This is a genomic window from Pseudomonas nitroreducens TX1, from assembly GCF_000313755.1.
Lineage (GTDB): Bacteria > Pseudomonadota > Gammaproteobacteria > Pseudomonadales > Pseudomonadaceae > Pseudomonas > Pseudomonas nitroreducens_A.
In genome coordinates this window covers 18,558-45,026 of sequence record NZ_AMZB01000131.1, presented here as the reverse complement: position 1 = coordinate 45,026, position 26,469 = coordinate 18,558, and the positions used below count along the sequence as shown (strand labels likewise).

At 66.1% G+C, this 26,469-nt stretch carries 21 protein-coding genes; 9 read left to right on the top strand and 12 right to left on the bottom strand.

Features of this window, described 5'->3' with window-relative positions; genetic code table 11:
* Positions 1–70: 70 nt before the first annotated feature.
* The 3 genes from C167_RS0124585 to C167_RS0124575 form a co-directional block, all read right to left on the bottom strand.
* Positions 71–1,258 (bottom strand): porin, encoded by a 1,188-nt coding sequence (locus C167_RS0124585; RefSeq protein ID WP_017520969.1) that lies wholly within the window; start codon positions 1,256–1,258, stop codon positions 71–73.
* 315 nt (positions 1,259–1,573) lie between these two features.
* Positions 1,574–3,868, bottom strand: coding sequence for a pyrroloquinoline quinone biosynthesis protein PqqF (gene pqqF / locus C167_RS0124580; protein WP_017520968.1), 2,295 nt, complete (start codon positions 3,866–3,868; stop codon positions 1,574–1,576).
* Positions 3,869–4,021: 153 nt separating this feature from the next.
* Positions 4,022–4,948 carry a helix-turn-helix transcriptional regulator gene (locus C167_RS0124575; RefSeq protein WP_017520967.1) on the bottom strand — a complete coding sequence of 309 codons (927 nt, stop codon included), beginning with the start codon at positions 4,946–4,948 and terminating at the stop codon, positions 4,022–4,024.
* A gap of 252 nt (positions 4,949–5,200) precedes the next feature.
* Here C167_RS0124575 and C167_RS0124570 point away from each other — a divergent pair, with 252 nt between their 5' ends.
* The 6 genes from C167_RS0124570 to C167_RS0124545 all read left to right on the top strand — a co-directional run bounded on the left by C167_RS0124570 (position 5,201) and on the right by C167_RS0124545 (position 12,545).
* The gene (locus tag C167_RS0124570; RefSeq protein ID WP_017520966.1) at positions 5,201–7,021 is read left to right on the top strand and encodes a DUF1302 domain-containing protein; all 1,821 of its coding nucleotides are present in this window, start codon (positions 5,201–5,203) and stop codon (positions 7,019–7,021) included.
* A 2-nt stretch (positions 7,022–7,023) separates the two neighbouring features.
* Positions 7,024–8,370 (top strand): DUF1329 domain-containing protein, encoded by a 1,347-nt coding sequence (locus tag C167_RS0124565; protein WP_017520965.1) that lies wholly within the window; start codon positions 7,024–7,026, stop codon positions 8,368–8,370.
* Positions 8,371–8,429: 59 nt separating this feature from the next.
* Entirely contained in the window at positions 8,430–9,821 is a 1,392-nt protein-coding gene (locus C167_RS0124560) for a DUF1254 domain-containing protein (protein WP_017520964.1), read from the top strand.
* A 150-nt stretch (positions 9,822–9,971) separates the two neighbouring features.
* Positions 9,972–11,018: an AraC family transcriptional regulator gene (locus tag C167_RS0124555; protein ID WP_017520963.1), complete on the top strand. Its 1,047-nt coding sequence runs from the start codon at positions 9,972–9,974 to the stop codon at positions 11,016–11,018.
* A 59-nt stretch (positions 11,019–11,077) separates the two neighbouring features.
* Positions 11,078–11,605: a cysteine hydrolase family protein gene (locus C167_RS0124550; RefSeq protein WP_017520962.1), complete on the top strand. Its 528-nt coding sequence runs from the start codon at positions 11,078–11,080 to the stop codon at positions 11,603–11,605.
* A gap of 19 nt (positions 11,606–11,624) precedes the next feature.
* Entirely contained in the window at positions 11,625–12,545 is a 921-nt protein-coding gene (locus tag C167_RS0124545; protein WP_017520961.1) for a LysR family transcriptional regulator, read from the top strand.
* 63 nt (positions 12,546–12,608) lie between these two features.
* Here C167_RS0124545 and C167_RS0124540 read toward each other — a convergent pair whose 3' ends face one another.
* The 4 genes from C167_RS0124540 to C167_RS0124525 form a co-directional block, all read right to left on the bottom strand.
* A complete protein-coding gene (locus C167_RS0124540) occupies positions 12,609–14,048 on the bottom strand; it encodes a short-chain fatty acid transporter (protein WP_017520960.1) in 1,440 nt (479 codons plus the stop codon).
* 265 nt (positions 14,049–14,313) lie between these two features.
* A complete protein-coding gene (locus C167_RS0124535; protein ID WP_017520959.1) occupies positions 14,314–15,495 on the bottom strand; it encodes an acetyl-CoA C-acetyltransferase in 1,182 nt (393 codons plus the stop codon).
* Between the two features lie 113 nt (positions 15,496–15,608).
* Positions 15,609–16,265 (bottom strand): CoA transferase subunit B, encoded by a 657-nt coding sequence (locus C167_RS0124530; protein WP_017520958.1) that lies wholly within the window; start codon positions 16,263–16,265, stop codon positions 15,609–15,611.
* A gap of 146 nt (positions 16,266–16,411) precedes the next feature.
* Positions 16,412–17,107, bottom strand: coding sequence for a CoA transferase subunit A (locus C167_RS0124525; protein WP_017520957.1), 696 nt, complete (start codon positions 17,105–17,107; stop codon positions 16,412–16,414).
* Between the two features lie 123 nt (positions 17,108–17,230).
* On the opposite strand from C167_RS0124525, the gene C167_RS0124520 reads away from it, so the two are divergent.
* Entirely contained in the window at positions 17,231–18,124 is an 894-nt protein-coding gene (locus tag C167_RS0124520) for a LysR family transcriptional regulator (protein ID WP_017520956.1), read from the top strand.
* A 306-nt stretch (positions 18,125–18,430) separates the two neighbouring features.
* Here the strand turns inward: C167_RS0124520 and C167_RS0124515 are convergent, their stop codons facing one another.
* Entirely contained in the window at positions 18,431–19,162 is a 732-nt protein-coding gene (locus C167_RS0124515) for an IclR family transcriptional regulator (protein WP_017520955.1), read from the bottom strand.
* A 97-nt stretch (positions 19,163–19,259) separates the two neighbouring features.
* Here C167_RS0124515 and hmgA point away from each other — a divergent pair, with 97 nt between their 5' ends.
* Together hmgA and fahA are read left to right on the top strand one after the other, a co-directional pair.
* Positions 19,260–20,552, top strand: coding sequence for a homogentisate 1,2-dioxygenase (gene hmgA, locus C167_RS0124510; protein ID WP_017520954.1), 1,293 nt, complete (start codon positions 19,260–19,262; stop codon positions 20,550–20,552).
* Position 20,553: 1 nt separating this feature from the next.
* Entirely contained in the window at positions 20,554–21,858 is a 1,305-nt protein-coding gene (fahA, locus tag C167_RS0124505; protein WP_017520953.1) for a fumarylacetoacetase, read from the top strand.
* Positions 21,859–22,102: 244 nt separating this feature from the next.
* Here fahA and C167_RS0124500 read toward each other — a convergent pair whose 3' ends face one another.
* The 4 genes from C167_RS0124500 to paaX form a co-directional block, all read right to left on the bottom strand.
* The gene (locus tag C167_RS0124500; protein ID WP_017520952.1) at positions 22,103–23,593 is read right to left on the bottom strand and encodes an aldehyde dehydrogenase family protein; all 1,491 of its coding nucleotides are present in this window, start codon (positions 23,591–23,593) and stop codon (positions 22,103–22,105) included.
* Between the two features lie 16 nt (positions 23,594–23,609).
* Positions 23,610–24,014, bottom strand: coding sequence for a c-type cytochrome (locus tag C167_RS0124495; RefSeq protein ID WP_017520951.1), 405 nt, complete (start codon positions 24,012–24,014; stop codon positions 23,610–23,612).
* Positions 24,015–24,438: 424 nt separating this feature from the next.
* On the bottom strand, positions 24,439–25,356 hold the full coding sequence (gene feaR / locus C167_RS0124490) for a transcriptional regulator FeaR (protein WP_026079251.1): 918 nt from the start codon (positions 25,354–25,356) through the stop codon (positions 24,439–24,441).
* Positions 25,357–25,519: 163 nt separating this feature from the next.
* Entirely contained in the window at positions 25,520–26,443 is a 924-nt protein-coding gene (gene paaX / locus C167_RS0124485) for a phenylacetic acid degradation operon negative regulatory protein PaaX (protein WP_017520949.1), read from the bottom strand.
* Positions 26,444–26,469: the final 26 nt, after the last annotated feature.

Genomic DNA, 26,469 nt, shown 5'->3' with positions numbered 1-26,469 from the left:
CCCCTGAAGAAAAAAGGCGGGCGACACGCCGTGCCGACCCGCCGAACTGGAGCCAAAGGAGTTTGCGCAGTTACCAGTTGAGGACGGCGCCCACCGCGAAGGTGTCGGTGTCCTCGCTGACGGTGGAGCCCTTGCGGCCGTCGATCTCGTAGACGTTGTATTCAGCGACCAGTTTCAGGTTGTCGTTGATGGTGCGGAAGTAGGCGATGCCCTGGGTGGAATAGTCCGCCGCGCTGCCCAGGCCGTTGCCGTCGTCGCGGGTTTCGCCGGTGGACAGGGCCACGCGGTTCTTGCCCCAGCTGTAGGAGCCCTGCAGCAGCACGCCACGGCTGTCCACTTCACGCAGGGCGGCTTCGCCGGCGTTGTTGGTGAAGAAGGGGTTGATGCCCTTGGCGGTGAAGCCCGAGCCGGTGAGCGAGAAGCCACCCATCTTTGCCTGGATGCCGTACCCCAGCCCCTTGGAGGTCACGCTGTCGACTTCGTCGTTGGTGTTCTTCGAGGTCTGGTAGGCGCCGTTGACCCAGCTGTAGATCTGCGCGCCGCCGACGTCGAACTGGTAGCTGATCTCGCTCTCGTAGCGCGGGTTGTCCTGGTAGGCCTTGTCGTCGAGGCCGTCGCTGGCGTCCTTGTCGATCTGGTTGGTGTCGATCGGATCCATGATGCCGACCGCCACGCGCAGGCCGTCCACCAGGTTGTTGTTGCGGTAGGTGATCTGCGAGGTCGGGAACGGGTACGGGTAGCCGGTACCGATGTTGCCGAAGGACACGCCCTTGCCGTCCACCAGGCCGAGTGTGTCGCTGGCGTTGCCGAAACCGGCGAGCAGTTCGTCGAGGAAGATGTTGGAGCGCGAGAACAGGCCGAAGTCCTTGCCGATCAGCACCTCGCCCCAATCGCCGGCGACGTTGCCGTAGAACTGGCGGACGTCAATGGCGGTGTCCGTACCGTCCTGTTCGCTGTCGTTGATGGTCACCCAGAACGAGGAGCGCCCGGTGAGGGTCAGGTCGTCGATCTTCTTGCCGAAGTTGAAGCCGATGTAGTTGGGCAGGAAGCCCATCTTCACCCGCGACTGGCGCCGGTCATAGGTATCGCCGTTGCGGTCGACGTCGCTATTCACATAGAAGGCGTTGAAGTAGCCGTCGGTAGAAAAGGTCGTGTCGTCCTTGTCGTACAGCGTGATATCGGCGCAAGCCGGCCCGGCCAAGGTGGCGAATGCCAGCGGCAGGAGCTGGCGGCGGACGGCGATGTTGTTCTTGTTCATGGCGCTCTCCGGGTGGGGGTGTCGACTGCGGGACAGTCGTGTCGGAGGCGATTATCGAAACGCCCGATGCCACGCCATACGCTGCTTTGGCGCAAGTTCCGCGGGTCTTGCGGGTGTATTGAAGGCGTGCTGCGCAAGGCTCTGCGACTGCCGAGACCTAGGGCGCGCGGCGATGGTCGCGGGCATCTGCGACCGCCGGGCCGCTACTGCGGACCGCTACTGAGGATCAGTACCTTGGGCAAGCCGCTGGGCGTAAGGCAAAAGTCGCCCGCGGCACCGTCTTGCGGACGGCACCCTTGGTCGAAAGTACGAGGATCAGACGTGGCTGAGCAGCAGCCAGTGACCGTCCTGGGCGGAGGTGAGCGCCGAATGCGCAGCACGAAGCTCGGAGGCGCAGAGGCTCTCCAGTGCCTCGGCCATGAGCTCCCGGTGAGACGGCGCAACACCGGCCAACTGGTCGCTCCAGGCCTGCTGCAAACGCTCGGCGAAGTCGCCCGGCGCGCGCGCCAGTTCGGCAGCCAGCGGAGCACGCAGACGGTCAACGCGCTGCGGGTCCATGCGCTGCAGGGCCTCGCCCTGACGGAAGAGAAAGCTGTCCACCTCCGCCTGCAGCTCCACCGCCGACAGTAGCGGCGACTGCACGGCGAAAAGGATGCCACGCCGCATACCCACCTGGCGGAATCCGCAGTAGAGCGCGTAGGCCAGTTGCCGCTCGCCACGCAGCCAATGGAAGAAGGCCGGCTCCAGTACGCGGGCCAGCAGGCGCCAGGCGGCTTCGTCCGCCGCCGAACGGGATGCCAACGGGCAGAACAGCAGCAGCGCGGCCTCACCCGGCATCTCCAGCACCTGCCGGTGGCGGCCGGGCGGCCCATTGCGCGGTGGCAACGCGCTGGTGGTCGAATAGCCGGCCAGGGTGTCCGGCAGTTCAATACCCAGGGCCAGGGCATCCCAATGAGCCGCCGACCAGTCCGGCAAGGCTTCGCTTTCTCCCACCAGCAGTGCGGGCAGCAGGTCGAGCAACTGGCGGATGGGCATTTCCCCTTCACGGCGCCGGCGCTCAGCCGCCAGTAGCCGAGCGCCCTGCCCCAATACCCTGGCGGAGGGCTTCTGCAGGGCATCGATCGCCGATTCCGCCAGCTCCGCGAGAGGGTTCTTCGCACCGGACAGCAGCAGCGCCCAGTCGCTTTCCATGGCCTCCAGACGCAGCGTGACGCCTTCGTGACGCGCGGCCCCAGCCAGCGGGCGCAGGGCCTGCCGCGCGGCAAGAAAGGCTTGCCGACCCGGCGCCTGGGCAAAGCGCCAGCGCAGGTGCAAAGCCGCAGGCTCCACACCCACGAGGTGCTGCGTCGGGGTGAAGGACCACGGTTCACCACGCAAGGGTTCAACAGTGCGCTGCGGGCTACGTGCAACGTCCAGGGTGAAGCCGGCCGACGTCAGCGACTCGCCGATCACTGACTCGCAGGCAAGCAGTCGAATCATGCGCGAAGCCACCAGTTGGTCCAGCCAAGCCGAAGCCCCAACGCCGCTCACGCTACGCCGCAACTGTTCCAGTGCAGCCGATGACTCATGGGCGGGAGCGGCGGCCAGAAGCTCCGCCGGCAGCTTGCGCAAGGCCTCCAGCCAGGCGAAGAAAGCTGCCTCCACAAGATCGGCTGCCGAGGCTTCAGCCAGCTCGAAATCGAAACGCAGTAACGCCTGGCCGTTGGCGAAACGGCTCAGCCGTGCACGGGCGCCGTCGCCCAGGCCGTTCTGCCCCAGGCAGGCCAACAGCGAGCCAGGCGCCTCGTCGGCCAGCCAGCCTTGCAGTTGCTCCAGCAGCACGCCGCCCGCGCCCGTCATACCGTCCAGGGCGAACGCCAGGACCAGTCGCGGCGCACCGGGCAGACGAAGCTTCAGCTCCTGGCCGCTCAGCGGCAGGAGGGATTCGACGCCAGGAGGATCAACCAGCCCGCCAGACGGGAACACACCCGCCTCGCGCTGGGCCAGGGCTTCCAGTTCCTCCAGCGATTGCGGACCCTGCAGCCAGAGCTCCAGCGCCCCGCCAGCCTGAGAGGCGCGGATGAAATCACGCAGCGCCTTCTGGAACGCCGGGCTTTCCACCTTCAGGCTGTCGCGCCGGCCGGCTACGAAGCGTCCCAGCGGATGCCCAGGCGCTACCGCCAGCGCCAGGGCCGCGTCGATCAGGGTATCGGGGTCGCGGGCGCGGGCAAGGAACTCCGCTTCCAGCACCTCGCGTTCGGCGACCTGCACGGCTTCATCCAGAACCGGTCGCGCGAGCATGTCCACCAGCCGCGCCAATCCATCCTCCAGTGCCATGGCGGGCACTTCGAAGAAGTAGTCGGTATGCCGCGCGCAGGTACTGGCGTTGACCCGCCCGCCTCGGGCCTGTACCCACGGCATCAGGCGCTCGCCCTCGACGAAGCGCTCGCCACAGAGGAACAGCAGGTGCTCGATGAAATGCGCGAGGCCGGGGAAGGCTTGCGGCTCGTCATGGCTGCCACGGGCTATTCGCAGCAACGCAGCGGCGCGGCTGGCGCCGGGAGCATGGACGAGCGCGACGCGCAGGCCGTTGGCGAGGGTCAGGCAGCGCGAGTGATCGCTTGAGGACATCGGCGAGGTGCCTTGAGAGGGATGCTGCAAAGATGACACCTCACCGGAAGAGTGCGAATGCTGCGTTGGTCTAGCGCGCCCCGCAGCGAGGAATATCACTTGGGATAATGCGCCAACCGGGTCGCCCCTGGCGACAGTCACGCGACACTCTGGTCAAGCCAGTTCCGCGCGATAGACCCCCGGCGTCGTGCCGTACCAGCGGCGAAATGCCCGGATGAAGCTGGACTGCTCGTCGAAGCCGAGCCGGTCGGCGATCTGCCCGATGCTGCGGTCTGTCTGCAACAGAAGGTCCTGCGCCAGTAGCCGTCGGTGCTCTTCGACGAGTGCGGTAAAGCTCCAGCCCTCACGCTGCAGTGCCCGATGCAGGGTGCGCGAGGTCAGATGCAGGCGCAGCGCAACCGCCTCCTGCGTTGGATTGTCCGCCAGGCCGTGCAGGATCTCCGCGCAGGCGCGCTCCAGCTCCAACCCCGTCCCGGTTTGCTCCGCGTATTCGATCAGCGACTGTTCCAGCGCTTCTCGGATGGCCTTGCTGCCTTCGCCACGGGGCGTTTCAAGGGCCGCCAGGTCAAGGACCATTTCATCCACTGGCGCGGAAAAGGTCAGCGGCGCCCGCACCATGCGGTGCCAGGCGTCGGCATCGTCCGGTGCAGGGCGACGCAGGCGCACTTCACGCACCGGTGACGACAAGCCCGGTGCGCTGCGCAGGTGCCACAGTTGCCGGCTCATCCAGTAATCAACCTCACACGAGGCCGGGTAGTAGTCGCAATACGGCCGCAGGACGATGCACGCGCGATCGCCCTCCACCTCCAGGCGCTGGTCGATATGCGCGGCGACCAGGGGCCAGAAGTACAGCAGTTGCTGCAGAGCGCTGAATCGGTCTGGCATCAATTGCATCAGGTAGGCCAGCCCCTGCAATTGCACGGGATCCGGCTGACGCGCCAGCTCCAGGCCGATGGCCGGGTCACCGCTGTGCTCCTGCGCCACCTCCCAGAAGCGTCGCGCCAGGAACAGAGGAAGGCGCAGGTTGCTGGCGCGCAACGCTGCCGGGTTGACGCCCCAGGCGGCGAAGAAGCGCGCCATGTCCAGGCCCTTCTGCTCCAGCCCCTGTACCCACGACAGAGTGATGGAGCCGCATAACGCGCCTCTATATCGATGTCCGGGAAAACTATTTGTCCCGTCGCGACTATCTGCCTGCACTGCCCTGCTCCCATCGTGCCCCACAGGCCGCGGTCATTCCGCGGTCAGGACCGGAATGTAGTGGCCAGCCACCGCTTGCGGCAACTGCATTGCGTCCCGACCTGCCAACTACAACAACTACAGGTACGTCCCAGCATGAACCACCTTCGCCTTCCCCGGGGGATCGCGCGCCCCAGCCTGCTTGCTCTCTGCGTTGCCGCCGGCATCAGCCCGCCGGCACAGGCCGCCACCTGGCAGCTCAACGACGACTGGAGCGCCACCACCAACACGACGCTCAGCCTGGGTACCAGCTGGTCGCTGGAAAACCCGGACAAGCACCTGCTGACCGGAGCCGACGCCCGCAGCATCCGCCGCGAGGGCAGCGGCATCAATTACAACGGCGACGATGGCAAGCTCAACTATCGCCGGAACGACACGATCTCGACCCTGTTCAAGGGCCTGACCGACCTGGACGTGCAGGACGGTTCCCAGGGCGTGTTCCTGCGTTTCAAATACTGGTACGACCAGGCGATGGAAGACGGCAACGGCGACTTCCAGAAGTTTGACGACTCAGGCTGGCAGGACCTCGCCAGATTCAAGGGCTTCGAGAACCTCGACGCCTATGCATGGAAGGACTTCCAGGTTGCCGACCGCAAGCTCGGCGTGAAGGTCGGCAAGCAGGTGCTCAGCTGGGGCGAGGCGCTGTTCCTGCAGAACGGCATCAACGCCATCAACCCGCTGGACGTATCGGCCTTCAACCGCCCTGGCGTCGAACTCAAGGAAGGCCAGTTGCCGGTGGAGATGGTCAGCTTCAACTACGACCTGGCCGACTCACTGAGCCTCGAAGGCTTCTGGCAATACAACTTCCGCCCCTCGGTGCTCGACGGTTGCGGCACCTTCTTCAGCGCCAACGACAACATCGCCGAAGGCTGCCAGGTGGACTACATGGTCTCCGGCGGCACCGGCACCACCGCGCAGGCGTTGGCCCAGGGGCGCTACCTGCAACGCAGCGCAACCGACTACCCCAGCGACACCGGCCAGTACGGCCTGGCCATGCACTACGTGATCGAGGCGCTGAACGACGCCGACCTGGGCGTCTACTACGCCAACTATCACAGCCGCACCCCGTTGATCAACGGGGTGATCGCACGTACCGGGCCCGCCTCGGCGACGCGCACCAACCTGAACAGCGGTGACTACTTCACCGTCTACCCCGAGGACATTCACCTGTTCGGCCTGAGCCTGAGCGGTGTCGTCGGCACCACCGCACTCTTCGGCGAATTGAGTTACCGCCCGAACATGCCGCTGGGCTACAACCCGGCAGACCTGGTGGCTTTGCTTTCCGGGCAGAGCAACACGCCGATCCAGCCCATGACGCCCGCCGAACTGGCCGGCGCCCGCGGAGACGAAGTGCAGGGTTACGTGCGGCTGCCGGTCTGGCAGTTCAGCCTGGGCGCCACGGACACGGTGAACAACGTGCTGGGCGCAACACGCCTTGCCTGGGCCGGCGAGGCCGGGGCGAACCTTATCCAGGGTATCGGCGATGACCGCCTGGGCCGCGCCGGCTCGTTCGGTCGCACACCTCCCACCAACGGCGCGCTGTGCAGCGCCGCCTCCGCCGCAGGGACGCCGGGAGGCGTGACGAGCGCGCAACTGGCCAACTACAACGCCGACAACTGCAACACCGACGGTTTGATGGACCACTTCTCCTGGGGCTACCGCCTGCGCCTGGCGCTCAACTACGAGGACCTGCTGCCGGCGACGGTGGTCACGCCCTCGGTGAACTGGCGCCACGACGTGCAGGGCTACGGCCCGAATTTCCAGGAAGGCCAGCAGGCCGCCAGCCTCGCCCTGACCTTCGACTACCGCAACAACTACTCGCTCGAGCTGGCCTACAACAGCTTCTTCGGCTCCAACGAGTTCTCCACCGTCGATGACCGCGACTTCGCCTCCGTCACCCTGAAAGCGAGCTTCTAGCCATGAGCCACATTCTTCGCAAACTACCGCTGGCGGTCGCGCTACTGGCCGCCTGCAGCCTGGCCCAGGCCAAGCAGACCGACGCCGCACAACTGGACAACAAACTCACACCACTGGGCGCCGAGCGCGCTGGCAACGCCGACGGCAGCATTCCCGCCTGGACCGGCGGCCTCAAGGCCGGCGCAGCGGCTATCGGCACCGACGGCGACTACGCCGACCCTTACGCCGGCGAACAGCCACTGTATGTCGTCAACAAGGCCAACCTGGCGCAGTACAAGGACACGCTCAGCGCCGGCCAGCAAGCGATGTTCGCGCGCTACCCGGACTACCGCATGCGTGTGTTCCCCAGCCATCGCAGTGCGGTGATTCCCCAGGCCTACCAGGACGAGTCGCGCAAGAACCTCACCCAGGTCAACCTGGCCGACAACGGCAACGGCCTGACCGGCTATCACTTCGGCGTGCCCTTCCCGCAACCCACCCAAGCGCTGGAGGTGTTGTGGAACCACCTGACACGCTACCGCGGCGGCTCGATCCTGCGCGACTTCTCCTCTGCCACCGTGCAAGCCAAGGGCGACTACACCCTGGTCACGTACCGGCAACTGGTGGGCTTCCGCGAGAAAATCAGCGACCTCGACCCCGAGGCGAACCTGCTCTATTACACCCGCGTACAGACCAACAGCCCATCGCGCTATGCCGGTGAAGTGACGCTGGTGCAGGAACCGATCAACCAGGTCTCCACGCCCCGTGCCGCCTGGCAGTATATACCCGGCCAGCGGCGCGTGCGCCGTGCCCCCACGGTCGCCTACGACAACAGCGCACGCTACAGCTTCGGCCAGGTGGTCTCCGACAGCGTGGACGGTTTCAACGGTGCGCCGGATCGCTATGACTGGAAGCTGATCGGCAAGCGCGACCTGCTGGTTGGCTACAACGCCTTCGCCCTGGCCAGCAAGAAGGTCAGCTACGACGAGCTGCTCAAACCCGGCTACCTCAACCCCGACCTCAACCGCTACGAGAAACACCGCGTCTGGGTCATCGAAGCCACGCTCAAACCTGGCGCGCGCCATGTCTACGGCAAGCGGCGCTTCTACCTTGACGAGGACACCTGGCAGATCATGGCCAGCGACATCTACGACAACCGCGGCGAGCTATGGCGCAACTACGAGTCGTTCCTGACCCAATACCATGACCTGCAATTGCCGATGACCGCCGTGGAAACCACCTACGACCTGATCTCCGGCCTCTACGCGGTGAACTACCTGACCAATGGCATCGACCACCGCACCGAGTTCGGCAAGCCCGTGAAGGAAGCCGAGTTCACCCCCGCCGAACTCAAGCGCCTGGGCAAGTAAGCCTAACAGCAGGGGCTCATTGCGCCCCTGCCTCCACCCCTCTTCAGGATCGATCGCACATGCCACTTTCCACCCGAACCCGCTGGGGCCTGGGCCTGACCGGCGCCGCCCTGCTCGCTGGCGCTTGCGCCGGCTACAGCCTGTACCAGCAGGCCCGCGCCACCGCCGAAGCCTATGCATTCGGCTATCCGCTGGTGATCATGGAGCTGACCAAGCAGTACCAGCTTGGCCGTGGCGAGACCGCGGTGAACCAGCTCAATCACCGCACGCGCTTCCCCGATTACCGCTTCAACAGCGTCGTCGCACCGAACGTCGACACGCTCTACTCGCTGGCACACCTGGATCTGCGTGCCGAGCCGGTGGTGCTGAGCATCCCGGATTCTGCCGGGCACTACTACATGATGCCCATCCTCGATGCCTGGACCAATGTGGTCATCAGCCCCGGCACCCGCACCCTCGGTGATTCGGCCCAGCGCTACCTGATCGTCGGGCCCGATTGGCAAGGCACCGTGCCCGAGGGCATGCAACTGGTCCGCCTGCCGACCCAGATGGGTTGGATCATCGGCCGCTTCAAGAGCAGCGGCCCGCGGGACTATGCCGAGGTCAATGCGCAGCAGCGGCGATTCGGCCTTGAACCGCTCAGCCATTGGCAGAAGTCCGACGCACCAACGCGGAAAGACCCGGCCATGGCCCGCCTGCCTCGCCTGAGTACCGACCTGCCGCCTGACCAGCAACTGGCACAGTGGACCCAGGCCGAATTCTTCTCGACGCTCTGCCAACTGCTTCCCAGCAACCCACCCAGTGCCGCCGATGCACCGCAAATGCAGCGTATTCACGACGCCGGGCTACTGAGCAAGGATTGCCACCCTCAGCAATCGGCCTGGCAGCGACTGGGCAGCCACATCGGCTTTCGCAAGGTGACCGAGCTGATGGCGCATGCCGAAGAGCTACGCGACAAGATGCCCGCCGTCAATGGTTGGAAGGTCAGCTACGACCTGGGCGATTACGCCGACCGCTACGCCCAGCGCGCACTGGTGGCGAAGATCGGCCTGGGGGCCAACACCGCGGACGATGCGGTCTACCCCAATACCCGCGCCGACACGGACGGCCAGTTGCTCAGTGGCAAGCACCGCTACCTGATCCATTTCGACAAGGCCCAGCTGCCGCCGGTGAAGGGCTTCTGGTCGCTGACCCTGTACAACACGCACCTGCTGCTCGCCGACAACCCGCTGGACCGCTATGCCATCGGCGACCGCGACGACCTGCATTACAACCCGGATGGCTCGCTGGACCTGTACATCCAGCACGAGGCGCCATCCCGCCCGGAACTGCAGAACAACTGGCTACCCGCACCGGAAAACGAGTTCAGCCTGTTCCTGCGCCTGTACTGGCCGAAACCGGAAGTCCTCAAGCGCGACTGGCGACCGCCGCAGGTACAGCGCCAGTCCTGAGCGGCGGCCACTCGATTTTCATCGGCAACTCCTGACTGCTCCACTTGCGCCCCGGTCCCCGCCGGGGCTTTTTTTGCCGTGACCGTTGAAGGCAGAGGCCACGCCGGTCATGCTCGATATCCGCCGCCACTCGCCACGCCCCCGATGTCCATGAGCCACCCCACTCCTGCCGCTGACACGCCTGTCCCCAGCACCCTGGCCACGGTGGTCCGCTGCCTGGCGACAACCCTGCGCGAGCACTACGGCATTGACCCATTGCCGGTGCTGCGGCAGGTGGGGATCGACCCCGAGATCATGGACGACCCCGCCGCGCGGCTGCCGATGACCTCGTTGAGCCCGCTCTGGCTGCGCTGCGTCGAAGTCACCGGGGACGTACATTTCGGCATCCGCGCGGTGCGCTACCACCAGCCCTCGAACCTCTATGGAATGGACCTTGCCCTGTACGCCTGCGCGACCCTGGGCGAAGCCGTGCAGCGTCACGTGCAACTGGTCAATCTGGTCAGCACCGTGGGGCAGCCGGACCTGATGCAGGACGAACACGGTGACTGGCGCATGGAGTTCCGGGTCAAGGACAACTATGTACCGACCAGCGTCGCGCGGGACTTCTACTGGCACTTCCACGTGCGCATGTTCGAGCGTCTCGCCGGCCGCCCGGCGACCAGCTTCCTGCGCGGCATGGAACTGGCCCGTCCCGCTCCCCACGATCTGTGCGCCTGGGAGGAGCTGGAAGTACCGGTGCACTTCGGGCTCCCGGTCAGCGCCCTCATCTTCCGTGGCACAAGCTGGGATTTGCCATTGCCCGGCGCCAACCCGCGCCTGCTCGCCCAGGTCGAACGGCCGATCCTGCAATACCTGGCCCACCATGGGATGCCGCTGCCCCTCAGCGCGCTGCGTGCTCGGCTGGCAGAGCAATTGTCGGAGCGGACTTCCGCGGAGCAACTCGCCCTCTGCCTCGGGATTCCCCTTGGGCAACTGACCAGCACCCTGCAGCAGCATGGGTTGAGCTTTGCCCAACTGCTCGACCAGACTCGCGAGGCACAAGTGCTGCTGCTCTTGCGCGCACCGCAATGGTCGATGCAGCAGATCGCCGAGCGTGTCGGTTTCAGCGGCGCGAGCAGCCTTATCCGAGCCTTTCACCGCTGGCAGAACATGACACCATTGGCCTATCGCAAACTGCACCTTGCACCCAGGCACTAGCTCGTAGCTCGCCCAGACACTACCCTCGCCGTTTCCCATGCTTGCCCAGGAAGCCTGATATGCCCACCGCCCTGCTGATCATCGACGTCCAGTCCGACCTGTGTACCGGCGACTACGCCTGCTTCGACATCGACAACGTGCTGCAGCGCATCAATGGCCTGAGTCGCGCCGCGCGTGAGGCCGGCGTGCCGGTGGTGCTGGTGCAGCACGAGGACGATGACCTGCAGTATGGCAGCGCCGGCTGGCAGCTGGAAACGCGCCTGCTCACCGCCCCTGCGGACCTGAAGGTGCGCAAGACCACCCCGGACTCCTTCCTGCGCACCGACCTGGCCGAGCAGCTCGACGCGCACGGCATCGACCACCTGGTGATCTGTGGCCTGCAGAGCGACTACTGCGTCGATACCACCACCCGCCGCGCCCTGGCGCAAGGCTATGCGGTTACGCTGGTGAGCGACTCCCACTCCACCGTCGACAATGCCGTGCTCAGCGCCGCGCAGATCAGCGCGCACCACAACGCGGTACTGGGCAGCATCAGCAGCTTCGGCAAGCGCGCCAAGGTTATCCCGGCTGCCGACGTGCAGTTCTGAAGCCCGCGAGGCCATCGCCGTGAATTTCGACTGGAACGACATCCCGATCCTCCTCGCCCTCGCCCGCCACGGCAGCATGAGCGCCGCCGGCCGCGCGCTGGGCGTCGACCCCTCGACCATGAGCCGGCGCCTGGTGGCGGCGGAAACCGCGCTGCAGACCCGCCTGTTCATCCGCGACAACGCCGGCTACAAGGCCACCGACGCCGGCACGGCCTTCCTCGGTTATGCCGAACGCATCCTCGGCGACGTGCAGAGCATGCTGCTGGAGACGCGCAACGAGGCCAGCGCCATCAGCGGCTCGGTACGCATCACCGCGGTAGACTTCCTCTTCAGCCACTGGCTGGTGCAGCACATGCCGCAACTGGCACGCACTTACCCAAACCTGCAATTGCAGCTGATTCCGGCGAACCGCGCGCTGTCCTTCACCCGCCGCGAGGCCGACTTCGCCCTGCGCCTGGCGCGTCCGGCCGAAGACGCCGCATTGGTGATGCGCAAGGTCGCCGACATCGGTTTCGCCATCTACGCCGCCAGACCCTTCGCCCAGGTCCCGGCCGAACAGTGGCCGCAGCAACCCTGGCTGGGCTACGGCGAAGACCTGGATGACACGCCGGAGATGTGCTGGCTGCGCCGCTGCGTCCCGGACGCCAATTTCGCCCTGCGCGCGAGCAGCGTGACCACGCTGATCCACGCCTGCGAAAGCGGCCTGGGCATGGCGTTGCTGCCCTGCTTCCTCGGCGAGCGCGAGGGACTGGTGCGCCTCTCCGGCGCGGTGGTCGTGCGGGAAATCTGGCTGCTGGCCCACCGCGATGCCGGCCGTATCGGTCGTTTCCAGGCAGTCAGCGACTGGCTGCGTGACGTATTCGACCAGGACGCCGCGCAGCTCAGCGGTGAACACCTGGATGCACGCGTGCTGGGGCCGGTGGAGATCAGCCGGGGCTGATCATGAAAAAGCCCGGATGTCTCGCGACATCCGGGCTTACCGCTGCAGGGGCCGAATGCGTGGTTACGGCTGGACCGGCGGCAGGTACTGCAGGGTGGTGCCCAGCGCCCAGAGCAGGAACAGCACCAGCGGCACATGGACGAGCAGCTGGACGAAGCTGAAGCCGATCAGGTCGCGGGCCTTGAGGCCCAGCACGCCCAGCAGCGGCAGCATGTAGAACGGGTTGATCAGGTTCGGCAGCGCCTCGGCGGCGTTGTAGATCTGCACCGCCCAGCCCAGGTGGTATTGCAGCTCGTTGGCCACCTGCATCACATACGGCGCCTCGATGATCCACTTGCCGCCGCCGGACGGGATGAAGAAGCCCAGCACCGCCGAGTACACGCCCATCAGCAGCGCGTAGGTGTCGTGGGAGGCGATCTGCACGAAGAAGGTGGAGATGTGGTGGGCGATGGTGGAACCGTCGCCGCCCTTCACCGTGGTCAGGATCGCGGCGATGGAGCCGTACAGCGGGAACTGGATCAACACCCCGGTGGTGGTCGGCACGGCGCGCGCCACGGCGTCGAGGAAGTTGCGCGGGCGCCAGTGCAGCAGCGCGCCAGCCATGAGGAACAGCAGGTTGTAGGTATTCAGCCCGGAGATCGCGGTAATCGCCGGCTTGGTGCTGAATTCGTGGACCAGCCAGCCGGCGGCCAGGGCCACCAGCATGAGGATCAGTAGCGGGCTGTGCTCCAGCCATTCGCCCGGGCGGGTGGCCTTCGGCGCGCTGGGCGGAGTGAAGCTGACGTCCACGCCGCAGGCCTTGGCGTCACGTGCGCTGGCCGCACCGGGTGCGGTCATGTAGGCGATGACCAGCGACACCAGCACCAGGGCCAGCAGCATGACGCCGGACTGCCAGAGGAAGATGGTCTCGGTGAAAGGAATGACGCCGGTGATCGCCAGGATCGACGGCGGCAGGCTGGCCGGGTTGGCCTGCAGCTGCGCGGCGGACGACGACAGGCCCAGCGCCCACACCGCGCCCAGGCCAAGGTAGGCCGCAGCGCCTGCGGCGCGGTAGTCCATCTTCAGGTCTTCGCGGCGCGCCAGGGCGCGCACCAGCAGGCCGCCGAACACCAGGGAAAGACCCCAGTTGAGCAGCGAGGCGACCATGGAAATGACCGCGACCCAGGCAACCGCCGTGCGGCCGTTCTTCGGCACGCGGGCAAACAGGTCGATGAGCTTGGAGGCCGGGCCGGAGCTGGCAACGACATAGCCGCCGATGACCACGAAGGCCATCTGCATGGTGAAGGGGATCAGGCTCCAGAAGCCGTCACCGAAGGCCTTGGCGGTCTCGGTGGCCGGCGCGCCGATGGCCAGCGCGGCGACGCTGACGATCAGCACCGCCAGCGCGGCGAAGACCCAGGAGTCGGGGAACCAGCGTTCGGCCCAGTTGGAGCAGGCCATGGCGAAGCGTGCCGAGCGGCTGTCCTGCAGGGCCGTGCCGGCGTTGTGCACGTGGGAATTCATAAGGCTCTACCTCGTTGTTCTTGTAATGGCTCATCGTCGAACGGGGCTTGTGGCAATACCCGTCCTGGAATGAAAAACCGCCCGGCCTGCGTGGGGCCGAGCGGTGACGCAAGGGTTTGCCGGCGCCGGGGGACGCCGGAAACCGCGGCGGGATGTTCGTCTGTCGGTGTGCCCACCCACCATCCCGCCTGCCGGTACGGCATTGCTACATGCCGGCCGGCGCTCGCCAATCAATCGTTGGTCGAATGGCCTCAGTCCCGCTCCTTCAATCCCGGAGCAGAGCCATCGCCACACCCTGGCCGCCGCCGATGCACAGGGTCGCCAGGCCCTTCTTCGCATCGCGGCGGAGCATTTCATGGAGCAGCGTCACCAGCACCCGGGCCCCCGAAGCGCCGATCGGGTGGCCAAGGGCGACGGCGCCGCCATTGACGTTGACCTTCTCGGCGTTCCAGCCCAGCTCCTTGCCGACCGACAGGGCCTGAGCGGCGAAGGCTTCGTTGGCTTCGATCAATTCGACCTCGTCGAGGCTCCAGCCGGCCTTCTCCAGGCAGCGGCGGGTTGCGGTGACCGGGGCGATGCCCATGATCGACGGGTCGACGCCGCTGCTGGCATAGGCTTGGATGCGCGCCAGTACCGGCAGGTTCAGGCGGCGTGCACGTTCGGCGCTCATCAGCAGCACGGCGGCGGCGCCATCGTTGAGGGTGGAGGCGTTGCCGGCCGTGACCGTGCCGTCCTTCTTGAAGGCCGGCTTGAGCTTGCCCAGGGATTCGGCGGTGGTGCCGGCGCGCGGTTGCTCATCGGTGTCGAAGGCCACCGGGTCGCCCTTGCGCTGGGGGATCAGCACGGGGGTGATCTCGTCCTTGAAGCGACCGGCTTCGATGGCCGAGGCGGCCTTGAGCTGGGACTGCGCGGCAAAGGCATCCTGCGCCTCGCGGCTGATGCCGAATTTTTCCGCCAGGTTCTCGGCGGTGATGCCCATGTGATAGTCGTTGAAGGCGTCGATCAGGCCGTCGCGCAGCAGGGCGTCCTGCAGCTCGGCGTGGCCCATGCGCAGGCCGGTACGTGCCTTGGGCAGCACGTAGGGCGCCAGGCTCATGCTCTCCTGGCCGCCGGCGATGATGGCGTCGGCGTCGCCGCAACGGATCGCCTGGACGCCGAGGAACAGCGCCTTAAGGCCGGAGCCGCAGAGCTTGTTGATGGTCATCGACGGCACCTCCACCGGCAGGCCGGCGCCAATGGCGGCCTGGCGCGCGGGGTTCTGCCCGGCGCCGGCGGTGAGCACCTGGCCGAGGATGACTTCGTCGATCTGGTCGGCTTTCACGCCGCTGCGCTCGAGCAGCGAACGGATGACCAGGCTGCCCAGTTCATGGGCGGGAATGTTCGCCAGGCTGCCCTGGAAGGCGCCGATGGCGGTACGGGTGGCGGCGACAATCACTACGTCTTGCATCTGAATTCTCCGGGGCGGTCGGACTTTGTAGGAGCGAGCTTGCTCGCGAACCGACTGAGGCACCCAAGCCAGAGCGTTCGCGAGCAAGCTCGCTCCTACAGGGTATCAGTGAGTCAGAAAGTCATTTCCTTCACATCGTCCGGCACGATCAGGCGGCCGGCGGTCTTCTCGGCGATCTCGGCGACGCTCACGCCCGGCGCGGTCTCGCGCAGGATGAAGGCGCCGTCCTCGATCTCCAGGTAGGCCAGGTCGGTCAGCACCTTGCGGATGCAGCCGGCGCCGGTCAGCGGCAGCGAGCAGCGCTCCAGCAGCTTGGATTCGCCGTCCTTGGAGGCGTGGGTCATGGTGACGATGATGTTGTCCGCGCCGGCCACCAGGTCCATGGCGCCGCCCATGCCTTTCACCAGCTTGCCGGGGATCATCCAGGAGGCGATGTTGCCCTGCACGTCCACCTCGAAGGCACCGAGCACGGTGAGGTCGACGTGGCCGCCACGGATCATCGCGAAGGATTCGGCGGAGGAGAAAATCGAGGCGCCCTTCACGGCGGTGACCGTCTGTTTGCCGGCGTTGATCATGTCGGCGTCAACTTCGTCTTCGGTGGGGAACGCGCCCATGCCGAGCAGGCCGTTCTCCGATTGCAGCATCACCTCCATGCCCTCGGGCACGTAGTTGGCGACCAGGGTCGGGATGCCGATGCCCAGGTTCACGTAGAAGCCGTCCTGCAGCTCGCGCGCCACGCGCTGAGCCATCTGTTCGCGGGTAAGTGCCATGGCTGAATCTCTTCTCTTGTTCAATGCGGTTGAAGATCGAGCGAGCTAGCGACTGGCTAGGCGGATTTGAAACGAGGACGCGGAGTTTGAATGCCCTGAATGAGCAGGCCTCGTTTCCCGCCGCCAGGCCGACGCGCAGCCGATCCTTAGCGAGTCGTGCGCTTTTCGATGCGCTTCTCGAAGGAGCCTTGGATGATGCGGTCGACATAGATGCCGGGGGTGTGGATCTGGGTCGGGTCCAGCTCGCCCGGCTCGACGATCTCCTCCACCTCGACGACCGTGATGCGGCCCGCGGTGGCGACTACCGGATTGAAGTTCTGCGCGGTGTGGCGGTAGATGACGTTGCCGTAGTGGTCGGCCTTCCAGCCCTTGACGATGGCGAAGTCGCCGGTGATGGCGCGCTCCATTACATAGTGGCGGCCTTCGAACTCGCGCACTTCCTTGCCGTCAGCGACCGGAGTGCCGTAGCCGGTGGCGGTGAAAAAAGCAGGGATACCGGCGCCACCAGCGCGGAGTTTTTCCGCCAGCGTGCCCTGCGGGGTCAGTTCGACCTCCAGTTCACCGGACAGCAGCTGCTGCTCGAACAGCGCGTTCTCGCCCACGTAGGAAGCGATCATCTTGCGGATCTGGCGGTCCTCCAGCAGCACGCCGAGGCCGAAGCCGTCGATGCCACAGTTGTTGGAGACGACGGTCAGGCCCTTCACACCCATCCTGCGGATCTGCCCGATGAGGTTTTCCGGGATGCCGCAGAGGCCGAAGCCGCCCGCCAATACCGTCATGTCGTCGGTGAGCCCGGCAAGGGCTTCCTCGTAACTGCCTACACGCTTGTCGAGTCCTGCCATGTTGCTGCTGCCTCTTGTATTTGGAATGTCCGACCCATCGGTCAGAGAGCGAATGCAGCTTCACGGGTGGAGACTGATTTGTTAAGTTTGTTTTTCCAATTGATTGATTTGGCTTACCTATCAATGACGGTCAAGCAACTGCGCGCGTTCCTCGCCGTCGCCCAGACCCTGAGCTTCGCCCAGGCCTGCGAGCGCCTGCACCTGTCGCAACCGGCGCTGAGCCTGGCGATCAAGAGCCTGGAAGAGTCCCTGGGCGGCCAGTTGCTGGTGCGCACCACCCGCAGCGTGGCGCTCACGCCCGAGGGCGAAACACTGCTGCCGCTGGCCCGCCGCCTGCTGGCGGATTGGGATAATGCCGAGGAAGTGATGCATCAGCACTTCACCCTGCAGCTGGGCAAGGTCTCCATCGCCGCCATGCCCTCCTTCGCCGGCAATCTTCTGCCTGCCGTGCTGCGTGCATTCCGCGACCGTCACCCGAAAGTGAACGTTGCGGTGCACGACGTGATCAACGAGCAGGTGCTGGAGATGGTGCGCAACCATCGGGTGGAACTGGGGATTGCCCTGGAGCCGGACAGCCTCGACGGACTGGCTTTCACGCCTTTCTACACCGACCGTTTCATCGCCGTACTGCCGGCAGATTCAGCTCTGGCGAACGAATCGCGGATCACCTGGGAGCAGTTGCTGGAAGACCATTTCATCACCCTGCAACGCCCATCGGCCGTGCGTCTGCTGCTGGAAGAACAGCTGCAGGGGCGACTTCCGGTGGCGTTCGAGAGCCATCAACTGGTGACGGTGGGCCGGATGGTGGCCGAGGGGCTTGGCGTCAGCGCCGTACCGCGCCTGTGCAGGCAGCAGATGGAAGAGCTGGGCGCGCGCTGCGTGGCCCTCGACGAGCCGCGCATCGAGCGCCGTGTGGGATTGTTCTGCCTGGCCGAACACCAGCTCTCCAGCGCCGCGCAGGCATTGAGCGATGTGCTGGTGAAGGGGACGGACTGGGCGGGGATGGAGCGGGAGTGAACAGGGATTTGCAGGAGCGCGCCTGCTCGCGAACCGGCCCCATTGCTGGGCTGTTCGCGAGCAAGGACCAGGCGTCCCCCTCGGTCCTGCGAAGGCTCTCTCCCCGAAGGTTGCTCGCTCTGCCCACCACCCTCTCCCCCCGCCCTCTCCCTGAAGGGAGAGGGAGCCGAATCGGCATGAAGCGCAGCTATGGTTCCCCCTGATGCCGAGGCGTCAGGAACGCACTGTCGCCGAGCTTCACTCGGATACCCCCGCTCCCTTCAGGGCTGGGGAGAGGGCCCGCCCGAGCACCGAAGCCTCAGACAGTCAAACCTCTCCCCCCATCCCCAAACTCACCTCCCGCGCCATCGCCAGCAGCGCTTGGGCCGCCTCGCCATGAGCTTCGGCGGCAAAGCTCGCCTGTGAGCCGACCACGGTAATCACCCCGGCCAGTTCGCGCCCGGTCTTGAACAGCGGCACCGACAGCGCGTTCACTCCAGGCATCAGCAACCCGTGGATCGCATGCAGCCCTTCGCTGCGAATGCCCTCCAGCACTGACTGGTCCGCGCCCTCCTCCAGCCCGGCCTTGAACGCTGCAAACACCAGCCCGGTGGACGAGCCGTACAGCGGCAGCACCGAGCCCACCTGGGTGACCAGCGTCACCATGCCCTGGGCCGGCTCCACCTGCACCACGGTCGGCCCGTGGCTGCCCCAGATGGCAAGGAAACAGGTCTGCCCCAGCGCGTCGCGCAGATCGGCCAGCGCCGGGCTGGCCACCTTCACCACATCCAGCCGGCGGATCGCGGCCAGCCCGACATACAACGCCTCACGTCCCAGGCCGTAATGGTTGGTCAGCGGGTCCTGTTCGGCGAAGCCGCTGGCGATCAGCGCCTGCAAGTAGCGGTGGACCTTCGCCGCCGGCATGTCCAGGTACTCGCCCAGGCGCTTGAGCGAGGTGCTCGGCGCGAGGTCCGCCAGGGCCTTGAGGATCTGCGTGCCCACCTCGGCGGACTGTACTTTCGCGCCCTTCGTCGGGACGGAGTCTTCAGCGTCGTTCATGGTCTTCAACTTAAAGGAACTCCCAGACGGGCTTGACGGCCCGTCACTACGAAATTACGTTAATCGTAATTGGATTACGATAACAAGAGAAACCACCATGACCGCCTCCCCTGCCTACCAATCCGGCTTTGGCAATGAATTCGCCAGCGAGGCCCTTCCCGGCGCCCTGCCCGTTGGCATGAACTCGCCACAGCAGGTGCCGCTGGGCCTCTACGCCGAGCAGTTCTCCGGCACCGCCTTCACCGTGCCGCGCAGCGAGGCGCGGCGCACCTGGATGTACCGCATCCGGCCGTCCGCCGCGCACCCGTGCTTCGAGCGCCTGGAGCGGCAGATCACCGGCAGCGCCCTCGGCCCGGTCACACCCAACCGCCTGCGCTGGAACAGTTTCGACATCCCGCAGGAGCCTACCGACTTCGTCGACGGCCTGCTATGCATGGCCGCCAACGCCGACGCCGAGGCCGTGAGCGGCGTCAGCCTGTATGCCTACCGCGCCAACATCTCGATGCGCCGGGTGTTCTTCAACGCCGACGGCGAGCTGCTGATCGTGCCCCAGGCGGGCCGCCTGCGCCTGGTCACCGAGTTGGGCGTACTGGAGCTGGAGCCGCTGGAGATCGCCGTTATCCCGCGCGGCATGCGCCTGCGCGTCGAGTTGCTGGAAGCCGAAGCCGCCGGCTATGTGGCCGAGAACCACGGCGCCGCGCTGCGCCTGCCGGACCTCGGTCCCATCGGTAGCAACGGCCTGGCCAATCCGCGCGACTTCCTCGCCCCGGTGGCGCACTACGAAGACGTGGAAGCCCCGGTTCAGCTGGTGCAGAAGTTCCTCGGCGAACTCTGGGCCACCCAGCTCGACCACTCGCCGCTCGACGTCGTCGCCTGGCACGGCAACAACGTGCCCTACAAATACGACCTGCGCCGCTTCAACACCATCGGTTCGATCAGTTACGACCATCCGGACCCGTCCATCTTCACCGTGCTGACCTCGCCCAGCGACACCCACGGCATGGCCAACATGGACTTCGTGATCTTCCCACCGCGCTGGATGGTGGCCGAGAGCACCTTCCGTCCGCCGTGGTTCCACCGCAACCTGATGAACGAATTCATGGGCTTGATCCAGGGCGTGTACGACGCCAAGGCCGACGGTTTCGTCCCCGGCGGCGCCTCGCTGCACAACTGCATGAGCGCCCACGGCCCGGACAACGCCACCACCGTGCAGGCCATCACCGCCGACCTCAAACCCCACAAGATCGACAAGACCATGGCCTTCATGTTCGAGACCGGCCGCGTGCTGCGCCCCAGCCGCTTCGCCCTCGACTGCCCGCAACTGCAGCGCGACTACGACAGCTGCTGGAGCGGCATGCAGAAGACCTTCGCCCCATCCCAGGAGCAATGACATGAGCGTCGCCCACAACGCACAAAGCTGGATCGAATCGGCCAACGGCCACCCGGACTTTCCCCTGCAGAACCTGCCGCTGGGCGTGTTCAGCCCACCCGGCGACTCGCCCAGAGGCGGCGTCGCCATCGGCGACTACATCTTCGACCTGAGGACCGCCTGCGAAACCGGCCTCTTCCACGGCGCCGCCCACCAGGCCGCGCTGGTGGCAAGCGGCGACAGCCTCAACGCCTTCTTCGCCCTTGGCGGCACGGCCCGCCGCACCCTGCGTGACGCCTTGATCCACCTGCTCAGCGAAGGCTGCGGCGAACAGAAGCGCATGGAACACCTGGGCGCTGCGCTGCTCAAGCCACAGGCCGCGTGCCGTATGCACCTGCCGGCCAGGGTCGGCGACTACACCGACTTCTACGTCGGCATCCACCACGCGCAGAACGTCGGCAAGCTGTTCCGCCCGGACAACCCGCTGCTGCCCAACTACAAGTACGTGCCCATCGGCTACCACGGCCGCGCCTCCACCGTTGTGCCCTCCGGCACCGAAGTGCGCCGCCCCAACGGCCAGACCCTGCCCGCCGGCGCCGAGGCACCGGTGTTCGGCCCCTGCGCACGGATGGACCTGGAGCTGGAACTGGGCATCTGGATCGGCCAGGGCAACGACCAGGGCAAGGCCATTCCGATAGACGCCGCCTCTGGCCACATCGCCGGCTTCTGCCTGCTCAACGACTGGTCCGCGCGCGACGTACAGGCCTGGGAATACCAGCCGCTGGGGCCGTTCCTGTCGAAAAGCTTCGCCACCACGGTGTCGCCCTGGGTGGTCACCGCCGAGGCGCTGGAGCCTTTCCGCGTCGCCCAGCCGACCCGACCGGAAGGCGATCCGCAGCCGCTGCCGTACCTCTATGACGAGACCGACCAGCAGCACGGCGCGCTGGACATCGAACTGGAAGTCCTGCTGCACACCGCACGCATGCGCCGCGAGCACCAGGGTCCGGAGCGCATCGCCCTGAGCAACACGCTGAACATGTACTGGACCGTCGCCCAGATGGTGGCGCACCACAGCGTCAACGGCTGTCGCCTGCAAGCGGGCGACCTGTTCGGTTCCGGCACCCTCTCCGGCGAAACCCCGGACAGCTTCGGCAGCCTGCTGGAGCTCACCTTCGGCGGCAAGCAGGCGCTGGTGCTGGGCAACGGCGAGGAACGCCGCTTCCTCGAAGACGGCGACGAGGTCATCCTCCGCGCCCGCTGCCGCCGCGAGGGGCATGCGTCCATCGGCTTCGGCGAGTGCCGTGGGCGGATTCTGCCGGCGCATTGAGGCCGCCGCGCCAGCCTTAGCCGCCGGATCTCCGGCGCACGTTGTGCGTTCGCGGGCATACCCCGCCCCTACAAGCAGCATCTGCTCTTCGTAGGCGCGAGCTTGCTCGCGAACCGTCCCAGCTGCGTTGCCGTCGGTTGTTCGCGAGCAAGCTCGCTCCTGCAAGTCCAATCTTGTCCACTTCCCGCAAAAAAAACGGGCCCGAAGGCCCGCTGCAAAACGAGGGTGTTGCTCGAACGATCAATCAGTGCGCAATGCACACCGACTTGATCTCGGTATAGGCCTCGACCACGGCGCGGCCGAACTCGCGGCCCATGCCCGACTGCTTGACGCCGCCGAAGGGCATGCTCGGGTCGAGCAGCACGTGGGCGTTGACCCACACGGTGCCGGACTCGATGCGCGGCACCAGGTTCATCGCCTTGGACAGGTCGTTGGTCCACAGGCTCGCGCCCAGGCCGTATTCGCTGTCGTTGGCCATGGCAATGGCCTCGTCATCCTCGTCGAATGGCAGCACCGCCAGCACCGGGCCGAAGACTTCGTCACGGGCCACGGCCATCTGCATGGTCACATCGGCCAGCACGGTGGGCTGCACATAGAAGCCGCTACCGCCGACCTGCCCGCCGCCGCAGACGATGCGCGCGCCCTGCTCGCCGGCACGGGCGATGTGTTCCAGCACGCTGCGCTGCTGCTTGGCCGAAACCAGCGGGTTGATCTGCGCAGTCGGGTCCATGCCCTCGCCCAGGCTCATGCCTGCGACGGCAGCGGCCAGTTTCTCGACGAATTCGTCGTAGCGTGAACGGTGCACATAGAAGCGCGAAGCGGCGGCGCAGACCTGGCCGTTGTTCAGCAGGCCGCCCAACAGCGCGCCTTGCACGGCGTTGTCGATGTTGGCATCTGCCAGCACGATCATCGGGTTCTTGCCCCCCAGTTCCAGGGCAAAGCGGGTCATGTTCTGCACGGCCGCCAGGCCGACGCTGCGACCTACCGCGGTGGAGCCGGTGAAGGACACCTTGTTGACCAGCTTGTGGCTGGCCAGGCCGCCGCCGATGCGCGGGCCGTCGCCGGTCACCAGGTTGAACACGCCGGCCGGTACGCCGGCCTCGAAGGCCAGTTCGGCCAGGCGCAGGGCAGTCAGCGGGGTTTCCGAAGCGGGCTTGATTACCACGCTGTTGCCGGTGGCCAACGCCGGGATCAGCTTCCACACGGCGATCATCAGCGGGAAGTTCCACGGCACGATGCCGGCCACCACGCCCAGCGGCTCGCGGCGGGTGTAGGCGGTGAACTTGGCGCCCGGCGGCAGCGGGATGGAGACGTTCAGCGACTGTCCTTCGATCTTGGTCGCCCAGCCGGCCATGTAGCGCATGAACTCGACGGTGGCGCCCACATCCAGCATGCGCGAGAGAGTGATCGACTTGCCCTGGCTGAGGGTTTCCAGCTGGGCCAGTTCTTCGCCGTTGGCTTCCACCAGGTCGGCGAAGCGCAGCAGGATGCGCTCCCGGTCGGCCGGACGCAGGTCGGCCCAGACGCGGGACTTGTAGGCCGCCTGGGCGGACTGCACGGCACGGTCGAGCAGGTCAGTGTCGATGTCGGCGACGCTGGAGATGGCCTGGCCGGTAGCCGGGTTCAGTACCTCGGTGCGTGCGCCTTCGGGCACCACCCAGGCGCCGTCGATGAAGCAGCCATGCTTGCGGGCAAGGAAGGCAGTGACCTGAGGCAGGGTCTGTGTGACGTTCATGGTCTCTCCTGATGGATCAGTGCTGCTGGCTCAGCCAGCAGGTGAGCGCCCGCCGCTCGGCCGCGTCGGCCAGGCCTGCGAAGGGCATGTAGGTTCCGGGCACGGCGGCCTGGGGCTGGCTGACGAAGGCGTCGAGGTTGTCCCGCGACCAGACTGCGGCCTTGCCCTTCATCGCCTGGGAATAGCTGAAGCCGGCGAGCGAACCGGCCATGCGGCCGACCACGCCATGCAGGTTGGGGCCCATCATGCCGGGGCCGTCGGCCTTGGCGGTGTGGCAGATCGAGCAGTCGCGGGCGAAGACGGTCTCACCCTTCTGGGAGTCGCTTGCCGGGCAGTCGCCAGCGAACGCCAGGATCGGTTGCAGCAGCGCGCCGGCCAGCAGCAGGCCAAGGGCGCGGAATCGGAGCGGGTTGCGGGACATCGGGAAATCACCTTCGAGTACAGCGTGCGGCCGAGAAGGCGCGCGTCATCGAAGGGGATTGTTGCCAGCGGCGCCGGGGAGGGTCTTTTCCTCTGTGCCAGTCGTGTTGGCGGGAGTGCCAGGATGGCGGGAAAGAGGCGCTTTCGTAGGAGCGGATCCTATCCGCGATCAGGCCGGTAGGCCTGCAACAAGGGAATTGCGCCGCTGATGCGGCGCTCGTGGAGAGGTCCCCCTTTCATGGAAAGGTCGGCGCGGTTGCCAGCCCTCTCCCCCCGCCCTCTCCCTGAAGGGAGAGGGAGCCATCCGTGCCGGCTGACGCATCGGCTTCAGGCTGCGCCGATCCAGTCCCCTCTCCCTTCAGGGAGAGGGTTAGGGAGAGGGAGGCCGACACAAACGATCGATATACGGTACTCGCGCCTCTATTTTAGTTGGCGTAACGCTTGCGATACTCGCCCGGCGACACCCCGAAGCGGCCCTTGAACGCCGTGGAGAAGTAGCTCGAATCGGAGAAACCCCAGGCATAACCCAGCGCTGACAGCTTCTGCTCGAACTGGGCGTTGCGCAGGGTTTCGGCGCAGAAGTCCAGGCGGCGGTTCTTGATGTACTGCGCCACCACCAGGCCCTTCTTGGCGAACATGCGGTACAGGCCCCGCACCGAGATGCCCACTTCGCGGGCGATCAGTTCGGGGCAGAGTTCTTCGGCACCGATGTGCTGGTCGATGAAGGCCGTGGCCTTGCGGAACATGCGTTCGTGGTTGTCCTGTTCGGCGTCCTGGCTGGCCAGCGCGGGGCGCAGCAGGGTCACCAGGGCGTCAAGGGTCGCTTCGCTTTCCAGCATGCCGAGGCTTTCCTGCTGGCTGGTCTCGACGATCAGGCGGTTGGCGAGTACGGCGATCGGCGAGCTGGCCGGGATCTTCGACGCGCAGGTCACCTCCGACATGCGCAGGCCGCGCTCGATCACCTGGCGCGGCAGGATCAGGGAGAGTTGCCGGGACTCCTCCAGGTAGGTCATGTCGCTGGGCCGGCTGGCGTCGATGAGGGTGATGTCACCGCGTGACAGTTCCACCCGGTTGTCGCCCTGCTCCAGGCGCGAGCGCCCTTCGAGCTGGAACACCGCGTAATAGTGCCCGCCCGCGCTGCTGCCGACTTCCTTGCTGGTCCGGTACAGGTGCACCTGGGCCATGTCTACCACGGAAAGCTTGATTGCGCCGCCCTGGTATTCCCGCAACCGTCCATGGAACTGGGGGCCGAGGGTTCGTGCATCGAAACGACCGCACGCCCGGTTGACCTGTCCCAGCCACGCCTCGAAAGCGTCATCCCTCAATGTCGATGAAGAATTCATGACCTGCAGAGCCTCACACGCATTGATTGTTGTTATTCAGCGACGGCCTCCAGGGCCTGTCGTCATCGTCCGTCGCCCATCTTCTCAGGAAGACTCACGTCGGTGTCCCCACCCTGCAACCGCAGCGCTGCAGAGAGGGAGGCATTTTTCACGCCAACTCCTGTCAGTTCAATCCGCCAAAGCGCTTGTAGAAGCTCTCGCCGACATCCGGTAACGGGCCGTCGGCGGTCTCCAGGTTGCGGTTCAGCCAGTCTTCGGCCTTGGCGTGGATCAGTCGGTAGATATTGCGGCACAGCTGCCGCGCCGCGCGACCTTCCCAATCGCCCGGGAGCAGCTCATCGGGCAACTGTGGGTCACGCAGGAGCAGCCGGCGGTATTCGTGGATCAACAAGGTGCGCGCCAGGAAGCAGTCTTCCGGGCGCAACTGGTCCTGTTCGCGCAGCGCCTGCCAGAGCGGGCGGAACAGCTGGATGAATTCGCTGTAGTGCTCGCCGAGCTCGTCGATCTTCCAGCTCTCGCGCACCTGCAGGCGCATGGCGCGGGAGGCCAGCACGTCCTGGGCGCGGGTTTCGAAGACGATGCAGTCGTCGGCTACGTCCAGGTCCTGCAGGGTTGCCATGACGTCGCTACGGTCGGCTCGCGGGCAGGCCATGACGGTCGGTGAAATGGCGCCGAAGCCTTGCCATTCCAGTTCCTCGCGGACCTGCTTGCGCTTGTCGGCGGCGATCTGCGAGAGCATTACCAGGGTCCAGGCGCCGTCCCAGGCCGGCAGGCTGGAGCTGTAGACGCGCTTGAAGGCCTTCTCGAAGCGCCGCCGGCCAGTGCCGGTCAGGCTGTAGTAGCTGCGCCGGCCAACCTTTTCGGCGGTCAGCCAGTCTTCCTTGGTCAGGCGGAAGATCGAGGTGCGGATCAGCCGCTCGTTGATGCCGAAGGGTTCCAGCAGATTGATCAGGCTGCCCAGCCAGACGGTACCGCCGTGGGGTTCGATGGCATCGCCATAGAGGGTGATGATCAGCGAGCTGGCGCGGATCGGCGTCTGCTCCTGGAAGCGGTTGATCAGCTGATTCAGCGGTGCTAGAGCGGTCATGGCACGTTGCGCAGTCGAAGGAGCGG

Coding starts and splice junctions, on each gene's coding strand:
- C167_RS0124585 (WP_017520969.1), bottom strand. CDS start 1,258: ATGAACAAGAACAACATCGCCGTCCGCCGCCAGCTCCTGCCGCTGGCA.
- pqqF (WP_017520968.1), bottom strand. CDS start 3,868: ATGTCCTCAAGCGATCACTCGCGCTGCCTGACCCTCGCCAACGGCCTG.
- C167_RS0124575 (WP_017520967.1), bottom strand. CDS start 4,948: ATGGCGCGCTTCTTCGCCGCCTGGGGCGTCAACCCGGCAGCGTTGCGC.
- C167_RS0124570 (WP_017520966.1), top strand. CDS start 5,201: ATGAACCACCTTCGCCTTCCCCGGGGGATCGCGCGCCCCAGCCTGCTT.
- C167_RS0124565 (WP_017520965.1), top strand. CDS start 7,024: ATGAGCCACATTCTTCGCAAACTACCGCTGGCGGTCGCGCTACTGGCC.
- C167_RS0124560 (WP_017520964.1), top strand. CDS start 8,430: ATGCCACTTTCCACCCGAACCCGCTGGGGCCTGGGCCTGACCGGCGCC.
- C167_RS0124555 (WP_017520963.1), top strand. CDS start 9,972: ATGAGCCACCCCACTCCTGCCGCTGACACGCCTGTCCCCAGCACCCTG.
- C167_RS0124550 (WP_017520962.1), top strand. CDS start 11,078: ATGCCCACCGCCCTGCTGATCATCGACGTCCAGTCCGACCTGTGTACC.
- C167_RS0124540 (WP_017520960.1), bottom strand. CDS start 14,048: ATGAATTCCCACGTGCACAACGCCGGCACGGCCCTGCAGGACAGCCGC.
- C167_RS0124535 (WP_017520959.1), bottom strand. CDS start 15,495: ATGCAAGACGTAGTGATTGTCGCCGCCACCCGTACCGCCATCGGCGCC.
- C167_RS0124530 (WP_017520958.1), bottom strand. CDS start 16,265: ATGGCACTTACCCGCGAACAGATGGCTCAGCGCGTGGCGCGCGAGCTG.
- C167_RS0124525 (WP_017520957.1), bottom strand. CDS start 17,107: ATGGCAGGACTCGACAAGCGTGTAGGCAGTTACGAGGAAGCCCTTGCC.
- C167_RS0124520 (WP_017520956.1), top strand. CDS start 17,231: ATGACGGTCAAGCAACTGCGCGCGTTCCTCGCCGTCGCCCAGACCCTG.
- C167_RS0124515 (WP_017520955.1), bottom strand. CDS start 19,162: ATGAACGACGCTGAAGACTCCGTCCCGACGAAGGGCGCGAAAGTACAG.
- hmgA (WP_017520954.1), top strand. CDS start 19,260: ATGACCGCCTCCCCTGCCTACCAATCCGGCTTTGGCAATGAATTCGCC.
- fahA (WP_017520953.1), top strand. CDS start 20,554: ATGAGCGTCGCCCACAACGCACAAAGCTGGATCGAATCGGCCAACGGC.
- C167_RS0124500 (WP_017520952.1), bottom strand. CDS start 23,593: ATGAACGTCACACAGACCCTGCCTCAGGTCACTGCCTTCCTTGCCCGC.
- C167_RS0124495 (WP_017520951.1), bottom strand. CDS start 24,014: ATGTCCCGCAACCCGCTCCGATTCCGCGCCCTTGGCCTGCTGCTGGCC.
- feaR (WP_026079251.1), bottom strand. CDS start 25,356: ATGAATTCTTCATCGACATTGAGGGATGACGCTTTCGAGGCGTGGCTG.
- paaX (WP_017520949.1), bottom strand. CDS start 26,443: ATGACCGCTCTAGCACCGCTGAATCAGCTGATCAACCGCTTCCAGGAG.